The sequence below is a fragment of the Gilliamella intestini genome, assembly GCF_900094935.1.
Lineage (GTDB): Bacteria > Pseudomonadota > Gammaproteobacteria > Enterobacterales > Orbaceae > Gilliamella > Gilliamella intestini.
Window position 1 is genome coordinate 1 of the sequence record NZ_FMBA01000066.1, and the last position, 8,677, is coordinate 8,677.

Annotated in this window: 18 protein-coding genes and 1 pseudogene; 7 read left to right on the forward strand and 12 right to left on the reverse strand. The window is 34.6% G+C overall.

The annotated features are described in order from the left end of the window. From GA0061080_RS11255 to GA0061080_RS11300, 11 genes are all read right to left on the reverse strand, one after another. The coding region (locus GA0061080_RS11255; RefSeq protein WP_141683091.1) for a helix-turn-helix domain-containing protein at positions 1-243 on the reverse strand (243 nt) is incomplete at its 3' end. A gap of 90 nt (positions 244-333) precedes the next feature. After that, complete coding sequence (locus GA0061080_RS11260) at positions 334-687, reverse strand: antiterminator Q family protein (protein ID WP_065582613.1); 354 nt, start codon at positions 685-687, stop codon at positions 334-336. Next, positions 687-1,040, reverse strand: coding sequence for a RusA family crossover junction endodeoxyribonuclease (locus tag GA0061080_RS11265; protein ID WP_091125696.1), 354 nt, complete (start codon positions 1,038-1,040; stop codon positions 687-689). Before GA0061080_RS11265 ends, GA0061080_RS11260 begins: the two co-directional genes overlap by 1 nt. Next, positions 1,037-1,324 carry a DUF1364 domain-containing protein gene (locus GA0061080_RS11270; protein ID WP_091125699.1) on the reverse strand — a complete coding sequence of 96 codons (288 nt, stop codon included), beginning with the start codon at positions 1,322-1,324 and terminating at the stop codon, positions 1,037-1,039. Before GA0061080_RS11270 ends, GA0061080_RS11265 begins: the two co-directional genes overlap by 4 nt. After that, positions 1,308-1,463: a hypothetical protein gene (locus GA0061080_RS12660; protein ID WP_167349235.1), complete on the reverse strand. Its 156-nt coding sequence runs from the start codon at positions 1,461-1,463 to the stop codon at positions 1,308-1,310. The genes GA0061080_RS11270 and GA0061080_RS12660 overlap by 17 nt, the downstream gene beginning before the upstream one ends. Continuing rightward, positions 1,463-1,915: a recombination protein NinB gene (locus GA0061080_RS11275; protein WP_091125703.1), complete on the reverse strand. Its 453-nt coding sequence runs from the start codon at positions 1,913-1,915 to the stop codon at positions 1,463-1,465. The genes GA0061080_RS12660 and GA0061080_RS11275 overlap by 1 nt, the downstream gene beginning before the upstream one ends. 84 nt (positions 1,916-1,999) lie before the next feature. Beyond that, positions 2,000-2,422, reverse strand: coding sequence for a hypothetical protein (locus tag GA0061080_RS11280; RefSeq protein ID WP_091125706.1), 423 nt, complete (start codon positions 2,420-2,422; stop codon positions 2,000-2,002). 166 nt (positions 2,423-2,588) lie between these two features. Next, on the reverse strand, positions 2,589-3,278 hold the full coding sequence (locus GA0061080_RS11285; RefSeq protein ID WP_091125710.1) for a replication protein P: 690 nt from the start codon (positions 3,276-3,278) through the stop codon (positions 2,589-2,591). Beyond that, complete coding sequence (locus GA0061080_RS12825; RefSeq protein ID WP_209435832.1) at positions 3,275-4,045, reverse strand: phage replication initiator YdaU family protein; 771 nt, start codon at positions 4,043-4,045, stop codon at positions 3,275-3,277. Before GA0061080_RS12825 ends, GA0061080_RS11285 begins: the two co-directional genes overlap by 4 nt. Continuing rightward, positions 4,045-4,317 carry a hypothetical protein gene (locus GA0061080_RS11295; RefSeq protein ID WP_091125713.1) on the reverse strand — a complete coding sequence of 91 codons (273 nt, stop codon included), beginning with the start codon at positions 4,315-4,317 and terminating at the stop codon, positions 4,045-4,047. The genes GA0061080_RS12825 and GA0061080_RS11295 overlap by 1 nt, the downstream gene beginning before the upstream one ends. After that, positions 4,310-4,546, reverse strand: a complete 237-nt coding sequence (locus GA0061080_RS11300) for a transcriptional regulator (protein WP_091125715.1) — start codon at positions 4,544-4,546, stop codon at positions 4,310-4,312. Before GA0061080_RS11300 ends, GA0061080_RS11295 begins: the two co-directional genes overlap by 8 nt. A 126-nt stretch (positions 4,547-4,672) precedes the next feature. Here GA0061080_RS11300 and GA0061080_RS11305 point away from each other — a divergent pair, with 126 nt between their 5' ends. The 7 genes from GA0061080_RS11305 (at position 4,673) to GA0061080_RS11335 (ending at position 8,025) form a co-directional block, all read left to right on the forward strand. Then, complete coding sequence (locus GA0061080_RS11305) at positions 4,673-5,371, forward strand: XRE family transcriptional regulator (protein WP_091125719.1); 699 nt, start codon at positions 4,673-4,675, stop codon at positions 5,369-5,371. Positions 5,372-5,475: 104 nt separating this feature from the next. Then, positions 5,476-5,721, forward strand: a complete 246-nt coding sequence (locus tag GA0061080_RS11310) for a DUF4177 domain-containing protein (RefSeq protein ID WP_065636104.1) — start codon at positions 5,476-5,478, stop codon at positions 5,719-5,721. Continuing rightward, complete coding sequence (gene yidD / locus GA0061080_RS11315) at positions 5,708-5,911, forward strand: membrane protein insertion efficiency factor YidD (protein ID WP_080702292.1); 204 nt, start codon at positions 5,708-5,710, stop codon at positions 5,909-5,911. Before GA0061080_RS11310 ends, yidD begins: the two co-directional genes overlap by 14 nt. Before the next feature lie 124 nt (positions 5,912-6,035). Continuing rightward, positions 6,036-6,326 carry a type II toxin-antitoxin system HigB family toxin gene (locus GA0061080_RS11320; RefSeq protein WP_091125722.1) on the forward strand — a complete coding sequence of 97 codons (291 nt, stop codon included), beginning with the start codon at positions 6,036-6,038 and terminating at the stop codon, positions 6,324-6,326. Beyond that, on the forward strand, positions 6,326-6,901 hold the full coding sequence (locus GA0061080_RS12480) for a helix-turn-helix domain-containing protein (RefSeq protein ID WP_209435833.1): 576 nt from the start codon (positions 6,326-6,328) through the stop codon (positions 6,899-6,901). Before GA0061080_RS11320 ends, GA0061080_RS12480 begins: the two co-directional genes overlap by 1 nt. A gap of 11 nt (positions 6,902-6,912) precedes the next feature. Further along, positions 6,913-7,335 carry a hypothetical protein gene (locus tag GA0061080_RS11330; protein ID WP_091125725.1) on the forward strand — a complete coding sequence of 141 codons (423 nt, stop codon included), beginning with the start codon at positions 6,913-6,915 and terminating at the stop codon, positions 7,333-7,335. 414 nt (positions 7,336-7,749) lie between these two features. Beyond that, complete coding sequence (locus GA0061080_RS11335) at positions 7,750-8,025, forward strand: hypothetical protein (RefSeq protein WP_091125727.1); 276 nt, start codon at positions 7,750-7,752, stop codon at positions 8,023-8,025. A gap of 83 nt (positions 8,026-8,108) precedes the next feature. Here GA0061080_RS11335 and GA0061080_RS12960 read toward each other — a convergent pair. After that, positions 8,109-8,677, reverse strand: a pseudogene (locus tag GA0061080_RS12960) (transposase); the annotation flags it as partial.

Below are 8,677 nucleotides of genomic sequence, written 5' to 3' on the forward strand. Positions count from 1 at the left end.
TTCATAGGCCATATTGACAACGGCTTGTTCTATATGTGGCTCTACCCGATTTTTTTCGATAGGCTTTTTACGACTGATTTCTTGAAGCGCAAGCTCACCCCCTTGCTCATACAGTTTTTTAAAGCGATAATAACTATCTCGACTGTATCCCATGACTTTGCAAGCTTGTTGAACGTTACCGAGTTGCTTAGCTAATTCTAGCAGTCCTAATTTAGGTTTAATGATTTTGGCGGTTTGATTCATTTCTGACTCTCCTTTTTGTGTTATAAAATAACTTAAATGTCAGATTAAGTAAAGACTATTACAAAAATATCTTAATTATGTCATTGTCAACTATGCCACCTTTGGGAATAATTCAATAATATGACCACGAATGAAACATTCAGCAGCAAACAAGATTTTTGTTATATCATCCGTTCTTTTACCCAATATTCTCGCTTGCTTACTGCATGAAATTTCACGAAGATAAAAAGAAGTTAATACAGCCCAGTGTTCAATATTATCGGATTTAAGTCTTAACACCGCATTATCAACAATTTCAGCTTCATCTTCTGTTAAATACTGACGATAATCAAAATCCATTGGCGCACCATCAATACCTGCCGATTTTGATGGGTATTCTGTTCCCATTCTTTTTAAAATACGGGTGTTTTTCCATGCTGTTAAAATATCTTTAGTTTCTCTCATTACGCCCCCAATTTACTTATAGATAATTCTATTCTGCCGCCCTTGATAACTTCTTTTCTTTCACTGTGTAATACATCTATTTGCTCATCATCTAAAATGACTCCACTATGAATTAATGCATCGAAAATAGCTTTATTTATATTATCTAGGTCTCGTTTTCTTCTATCTGGCATATAAGCTTTGATATCAACCATTACCCGTTCAGATAGCTTCTTATCAGCTTTATTCTGCAATACGATAGCTACAACGGCATTTCTAAATTTAATACCGTCAGGTTTAATATATCTTCGCTTTCCTGCCGTTCCCCAATAATGATTAACCGTTGGAGGATATGGCAAGGTCAGATGAATCATAATCTAATCTTCCCCTCTTTGATTAGTATGCCCTGAGTTCTAATAACTCCCTCGGCGTGTGCTAATCTAACGAATTCATTCTCAAATATTCTTGTCCTGCGGTCGATTTCGTCATGACAGGCTGAGCACGCCCATGCGCCCTGCAAATCATTCGGTTTCATGCCCACGCCACACGTTCCCGCTAATCGATAATGCGCTAGCACCGTGGTTTCTGGATTATGATTGCAGCACGGCAATCGAACCGTGCACTCTCGCCCTCTTGCTTCTTTAGTTAGTCTGCTCATCGTTAACCTTGTTTAAATTATGCTTATTAATGTATTCTCTGCGTTGTTCTCTAACTATTGCTATTGCTCTCTCTAATTCTTGCTCTTTATCATCGTATAGTTTCAGTTGTTCTTTGTGTTCTTTGTGTTCGTTGTTCATCATGCCACCTTTGATAATTGGTCTTTATACCAAGCAAATATTAATAAATCTGTCTTAGACTGCTCGCTCCAATTAACGCCTTTCTCGGCCCCAAATGCATATGCTAGCTCCAATAAATCACTCAATTCTTTTTTACTCATTCTTCTTGTTGATTGGCCTAAAACAATAAAGCCTGTCCCATCTAAATTGGGTACCGTTTTTTGTCCTTTTAGTGTTGCAGTAAAAACGTGCTTCCATTCCTCTGGAGTTAGCGTTAATCCGTGCCAATTAACTTGTTTCGATATATCCGTTAATGTTGCCCACATACGGGCGTTTTGCTCTAAAGTTCTGGTCATCTCTTGAATACAAACTACTAATGGATTTTTACTGTCTGTAGGTAATGAGCGAATAAAATTAATTAAATTGTTTTTTACTGTTTCGCTAACTAGTTTAAATATTTTCTTATTTGCCATTACTTAGTTACTCTCCAAATTACAAACCCCAAAAAAACAAACGAAGCTATTGCTACAATCACTTCATCACTCATCACTAAACCCTCACACACTCAAATTATCGACAAATGAAGCTGTTGTAATTGCATCCAACTGGTTCTTAAGCTCCGCAATTTCTCTTTGAAGAGCAATCACTTTTTCGCTATCAACTTCATGTTTCAATTTGTTATAGTATTTTTTAATATATTTTTTTGTCGCCTGGTTATAGTCACCTATTTCTTTTCCTAGCACGTGTTTTTTATTAGTGATACATTTGATAATGCTTTCTTTAATTTTGGGATTATGAACGAGGCTTTTTACTGCACCTAAAAACTCGCTTTCCAAACCATTCTTTTTGATAACCGAAAACGCACATAATAGTTCCTGATAATATTGTTCTCTATCAAAAATTATCTCTGATAACTCCATACTTAAATTCATATTTTTTTCAATTACTTTTGTTTTTACTACCTTTTTGACTCTTTCCATTTCTGTATTAACTCCTTCAATCTTACCCTTTCTTCTTCCAAATATTTATTAACCTATTCTGCTAATTACTGCTTAACCTTTACTATATCTGAACCATGCTCTCTTATCGTTCTCACATAGTCATACGCTATTTTGCCGAGTATGTGATTACGTACGAATGAGCTGGTTAAGTGGCTTTTGCATCACTTTGACCAATCATGAACTTACGCTTAATTTCTTGTATTCGATTGAGTGATTCTTCTCGCGTCAACGTTACACCAACTGATGCACTACCAATTCGTTTAACTGGTTTCGGAATTTTGTGCCCATCAAGAATTTTTTTTGTCATATCAAACAACGCTATGCGTGCTTGCTCTAACAAATCCTTTTTAGACAAATTGCGATATCTCGATTCATACATCAAATCAGTCACTAGCCAATAACAAGCGTCATTAGGGAACGGATAATCCTCGGCTTCAACAATCCCCCTTTGAGCACTAAAATCCATTAACATTCTGATCAGCTCTTCTGGTGTTGGTAGCCCTATTTGTTCGGATATCCCTTGCTTGCACCACGCAATAAATTTACCTGTGGACGGTAAAAAGTCGGTATTTTGTGCTCTAGCTACTTTTAGCCCAGCTCGTAGATATTCCAGTTTAGTTATTCCGTTTTCCTTGAACGCCTGTAGCCATTGCTGCTTGAATATTTTCCTTGAATTTTCATCTTTCAAGATTGCGGATGATGCCGGAAAAACAATAATCAACTGCTCACAAAATAAATTAAAAACATTTGCCACCTCATCTGCTCCTGATGATTTCTCATAAGCGTGTTGAGACTTGATCGTCCTAGTGTTGATTAATTCTGCGATATTTTTCATAGAACGTTATCCATTTCATGTATCCAGCTCGTATCATCACGCATTGAGCTAGCCAATGATTTATTGCTGTTTGTTTGATTGCCACGCTGAAAACTTTCGGTATTTTGCAACCATTCAACCTTGATGCTCACCCACCCCCTAGCCATACATTCAGCCAATACGTCATCGGTTGTGTAACCAAGCGCCAAGCTGGCGTTAATTTGTTTAATTAATAAATTCAATGCCGTTTGTGTGAGCTTTGCCTTTTTGTTTTTTCGATGTTCAACAAAATCATTCCAAACCTGCTTGCTTGGTTGTTGTTCAAAACCAGATAAATCCAAATTATTTTTATTTATTTTTTTAATATTACTGATCTTAATATTATTTATATTAGTATTCTTATATGTCGGATTTATTTCCGAGGTTTCTCGGATTTCTATCCGAGTTTGCTCGGATTTATTTCCGAGGGTCGGATTTATTTCCAAGTTCCATTCTTTGCCTTTTGCTGTTAACGAAATACAGTCTTTTTCGCCATGCTTTTTATAATTAATTAACCCTTTTTCTCGTAATGTTTTTAATGCACGATAAACAGTATCAACCTTGTTATAAGCGAGCGGTATTTCATTGCAGATCATTTGCTTTGATGCCCAATAATATATTTCACCATCTATGGCTACAGGCTCAGCCCAAGTATGAAGTTGATTAAGCAGATCAAACAACGCTCCTTGTTGCATTGTTAAATCCCATTCAATGCATTTTGAGTTATTAATAAAAGACGTTATTCTCATTAATTAATCCTCTTTAACGTGTAGTAATAACAAGCCTTTTTAGTCTTCTCATTGATTTTGTGATATTTGTCTTTCACATAGCCATATTTGAATAATCGTTTTGTTTCTCGAAGTCTGGCGCTAATTGCTGGTGTTGTATCAAACTGGTTAAAACGTTTCTTAATCTCACGCTGGATATCGTCTAATGTTCGATATTTACCGTCACTACAAACGGCGATAACACGCTCTTGTTGTGATTTTGGATTGTTTAATTTCATATTCATCTCAATCATGATTGTTAACTGTTTTCCTCGGGAAAAACTCAGGTAAATCAGGTCTGATATCGCAAGCGGCAACTTTTCCATTGGTTGCATTCACTATTAAATGAACATGTTCAGGGCTAACATCAGACAATCCATGTAACCATTTCCATACTGATATCTGAGTTTTCCCACACGCATCAGCTAATTCTTTCTGGCTCCCCGCAATAAAAATGATTTTCTCAATTGCTTTATTTTTCACACACCTCTTTTTAACAACTTATGTTGTAAATATTATCTTTTACTTTCATCCATGTCAACAACTTAAGATGTTTTACTTTGTACAACTTTGGTTGTATTTTATTTAAATAAAAAAGGAGCTTAAAAAATGACATTAGCAGATCGACTAACCTCAATAATGAAAGAAAAAAAGATTTCTCAGGCAAAGCTTGGAGAAGCTATTGGTATGTCTCAAACCACAATATGGAAATTAATGACCGGTAAAACAAAATCAAATAGAAATCTATTGAAGATCGCTGATTATTTAGGTGTTTCAGTGGAATGGTTAGCCAAAGGAGAAGGTACTCAGCTTAAACAGCAACGAGACGGAACGCCGATGGATGAATTATCAACAAGAGACGTAGACGAATGGGATGATAAAACCCCTTTAAATAATGATGAAGTTGAAGTTCCATATTTCAAATCAATTGAACTTGCCGCAGGGCATGGTTGTTCAAGTACGGAAGATCACAACGGCTATAAGCTCAGATTTAGCAAATCTTTTTTTAGAAGAAAAAACGCACAAAAAGAGTTTGTCATTTGTTTTCCAGCTAAAGGAAACAGCATGGAGCCAGTCATTCCAAATGGTGCAACGGTCGCTGTAAACACGCTACAGAAAGATATTCGTGATGGCGATGTTTATGCAATATGCCAAGACGGATTGTGTCGGCTAAAAAGATTGTATTTATTACCAGCAGGAAAAATTAGAATTGTTTCTTACAACTCTGAAGAGTTTCCTGATGAAATCGATGATGCAAAAAATATACAAATAATCGGGCGAGTATTTCATTGTTCATTTGAAATGTAATCAATGTTATTAAGAAAATACGGCTAACCGCTTCGGCGGTTTTCGTTTAACAAAACTATAATCATAATTAGATATATATTAAATAATAATTCAAGGAGAAAACAGTGCGTTATATTTATGAAACAGTTCAAATTCCACCAAATATTAATGTAGGGAAAAAAGATAAAGGCAATGAAGCTGGAGCTTATTTGCGTGAAATAATAAATAACAAAGCCAAAGATAATTGGGAATTTGTAAGCGTTGAGAGCGTTGGAGTAAGAACATCCCCAGGGTGTCTTGCTTCTCTTTTAGGAAAGAAAGAAGAATATTCTATTTATTATGTGATTATCTTTAGACGTGAAGTGGCTTAGTTTTAAATTAATATATCTATATAGAGCGATAGCCCCCAATCGCATTCGCTCTGCATGTAGATTCGAACCGTCTTGCTCAGAATATGCCTTATTAGCAATTGAAAAATATGGCGTATTCAAAGGGTGGAAAATGACATTAGGTAGATTAATGAGATGTAAACCGCCAAATGGCGGCAAAGATTATCCGTAACAACCGCTTCGGCGGTTATTGAAAAAAAGATTCAATCGTTCAAATAGAATAAAGTAAATTAGATAGTTATTGATAATTTTAATTATAAGGGATATATTATATATATTCCCAATTTGGGAAATTTATGAAAATATTCGGGAAAGAAAAGATAATCAAATTTAATAAGAAGCATCCTGAAGCAAGTAGACACCTGAACTCTTGGGTAAGAAAAGTTGAATTGTCAACTTGGAATAATCCGCATGATATTAAAAACAATTTTAATAATTCATATGACCAGTTAGGTGATTCTAAAGGTGTTTTTAATGTCAAACATAATAACTATAGAATTGTTGTTCAAGTGAGATATTGTAATGGCATGGTTCTTATTGATGGGGTATATACTCATTCTGAATATGATAAATTGAGGTTAAAATAATGGCTAGCTATTTTTGGACTATACTGCATAATGAAGCAGAATATCAAAAAGCAATGGATCGATTCACTGAACTTTTCGGTAAAGAATTAACACCTCTTTCAGAGGAAAGCGATGAATTCGAATTATTAGCAATGCTAATTGAAAAATATGAAAATTTAAACTACCCCGTTGAGGCTCCTTCTCCTATTGATTATATAAAATTTATTATGGATCAAAAAGGTTTAACTAATGAAGATATGAAAAAATATTTAGGTTCATCATCTAAAGTGTCAGAAGTCCTCAATGGCAAAAGAAATCTAAGTTTAAATATGATTAAAAAACTTCATAATGAGTTATGTATACCAGCTGATATTTTAATTCAAGATGTCAACATGATAGATGAAGAAAACACTCACAAAACAAAATGGTTCAATGATTATTTTGCGAAAGATTATGGCGTTGATGACGTTAATATCTCTCAACGTGATTATCTTCTCGGGAGTTATCACGCTTCAAGGGAAAGCATGATTAAATATAATTTAAGCAATAATTATAGAGAATTACCTCAACAAAATGATACAATACAAATCCATTAATAGAGAAGAGTATGAAAAATTTATTTAAAAAAAATTATAATTTTGTAATTGAATCTTTTAATTTTAATGAGTATTCAAGAACTAGATTAGTAGGCATGGAAGAACAAAGTCATGTATTCACCTACCAAGTTAATATAACACCTAAAAATATTTATTTAAGTACCGCGCTAGATAGGGTTTTAGTAAAAACATTGGCGACGGTTATTACTAATGGAAAAATGAAAAATAGTGATGAGGATTTGTTGTTATTTACTTTAACAGTAGACTTTTCTCTTGAATTTAGCTTTAAGAGGAAATTGAAAGATAAAAGCACTTTCATTCCAGATCTTGATAAATTTAAATCTATTTCGACTGAAAAAATCATACCTGAAATAAATTCTTTTTTAAAAAAAACACAGTATGCAAATATAGAGTTACTCACTGATAATAAATAACATTTATATTTTTAATTAACCCGCCCAGTGCGGGTTTTTTCATACTTATCTAAAAATTAACTGTACTTTTTTACATACCGCTAATCATTCATCAATCGCATTTTGAGAATGTTTCTTATTTTCCATACTATTTCAGCAAAAAATAAAAAATAGCCTTATTATTGATAATAGACTGCTTTAAGCTGATCTTTTTATTGAAGCTTTTTATTTTATTGGGTATAATTTGATCTATATTTAGTGGTTGGCAACATAATAAACTACTAGATATGGGAAAGCCCGATATTGGCGTATCGGGCTAATACAAAAAAATAAAGCATTATGGGCTTTATTGCGAGATCTCGATAGCTATTCTATATTCGTTTTCTTTTTAAGTAAAGCCCTATTTAATGCTTACCATTTAAAGAGGTATTAAAAATGGGTTATTCACCTATATGCCATAAGGCACACCGTTACGATGCTCACTTCGAGTCACTGCCTGAATATCAAGGCACATTTAGCCGACATAAATGCGCAGGCTGTGCATTTGAGTTAGGCTATTTTCATGCAGTAAATGGAATACCTAAAGCGATTGATGATTCAGTTTTAGATAGCATCCCGTACAGTCAAGCCGGCAGCGTCAGACACAAAGATGCTTTTACCGCATACAATGACGGATATAAATTTGCATTAAACTTAGCAAAAGTCGCTTAATATATGCCAAAAATAACAAAGCCCCTTTCGGGGCTTTCAGATTGATGACAAACCTCGATATAATTCGGGGTTTATTTTTTTATTTAAACCATAAATAGGATTTTAATTTGGATTTTATTAAATAAATTAAAAAATAGCCTAAAAAAACGTAACAAAAATAGCTTTATCGCTATTTTCTTGATATTTTGAGCCGTTGCAGCCAATAAACACTGCATTTGAACCTGTGCTCTTCCCCCTAAATCTTGCATAGCGATGTCCGTGGTGTTGTTTAGCGTCAGCAAAGCTGCGCTCTATGGTCTGTTTTCGCCGAGCATAGACTTTTTTACCCACTGGCTTAAACGAATCTCGTTGGCTTTCTCTTTATCTACTTCCCAGATATGGCGTGTGATGACTTTCTGTGTATTTTTACTCAGTGTACACTGTGACAATAACGGACAGACTTTGCAGGTTGCTGCATCAGAATGATAATGACGATAACCTTCCCTGCTGGTAGTTTTATATATTAATGTTTGCCCGTTTGGGCAAGTATAAGTATCGTTTTGACTGTTATAGATAAACTGCTTTTTTCTGATGGGATTGGCACCATGAGTGGGGCGACGATAACCCAACACCGGATATATCTGCTCCGCCAGTAGTAAATGGCAAATGGGCG

What these genes read in the sequence shown, in the direction of transcription:
- GA0061080_RS11260 (WP_065582613.1), bottom strand. Translation starts at nt 687, where the DNA reads ATGAGAGAAACTAAAGATATTTTAACAGCATGGAAAAACACCCGTATT.
- GA0061080_RS11265 (WP_091125696.1), bottom strand. Translation starts at nt 1,040, where the DNA reads ATGATTCATCTGACCTTGCCATATCCTCCAACGGTTAATCATTATTGG.
- GA0061080_RS11270 (WP_091125699.1), bottom strand. Translation starts at nt 1,324, where the DNA reads ATGAGCAGACTAACTAAAGAAGCAAGAGGGCGAGAGTGCACGGTTCGA.
- GA0061080_RS12660 (WP_167349235.1), bottom strand. Translation starts at nt 1,463, where the DNA reads ATGAACAACGAACACAAAGAACACAAAGAACAACTGAAACTATACGAT.
- GA0061080_RS11275 (WP_091125703.1), bottom strand. Translation starts at nt 1,915, where the DNA reads ATGGCAAATAAGAAAATATTTAAACTAGTTAGCGAAACAGTAAAAAAC.
- GA0061080_RS11280 (WP_091125706.1), bottom strand. Translation starts at nt 2,422, where the DNA reads ATGGAAAGAGTCAAAAAGGTAGTAAAAACAAAAGTAATTGAAAAAAAT.
- GA0061080_RS11285 (WP_091125710.1), bottom strand. Translation starts at nt 3,278, where the DNA reads ATGAAAAATATCGCAGAATTAATCAACACTAGGACGATCAAGTCTCAA.
- GA0061080_RS12825 (WP_209435832.1), bottom strand. Translation starts at nt 4,045, where the DNA reads ATGAGAATAACGTCTTTTATTAATAACTCAAAATGCATTGAATGGGAT.
- GA0061080_RS11295 (WP_091125713.1), bottom strand. Translation starts at nt 4,317, where the DNA reads ATGATTGAGATGAATATGAAATTAAACAATCCAAAATCACAACAAGAG.
- GA0061080_RS11305 (WP_091125719.1), top strand. Translation starts at nt 4,673, where the DNA reads ATGACATTAGCAGATCGACTAACCTCAATAATGAAAGAAAAAAAGATT.
- GA0061080_RS11320 (WP_091125722.1), top strand. Translation starts at nt 6,036, where the DNA reads ATGAAAATATTCGGGAAAGAAAAGATAATCAAATTTAATAAGAAGCAT.
- GA0061080_RS12480 (WP_209435833.1), top strand. Translation starts at nt 6,326, where the DNA reads ATGGCTAGCTATTTTTGGACTATACTGCATAATGAAGCAGAATATCAA.
- GA0061080_RS11330 (WP_091125725.1), top strand. Translation starts at nt 6,913, where the DNA reads ATGAAAAATTTATTTAAAAAAAATTATAATTTTGTAATTGAATCTTTT.
- GA0061080_RS11335 (WP_091125727.1), top strand. Translation starts at nt 7,750, where the DNA reads ATGGGTTATTCACCTATATGCCATAAGGCACACCGTTACGATGCTCAC.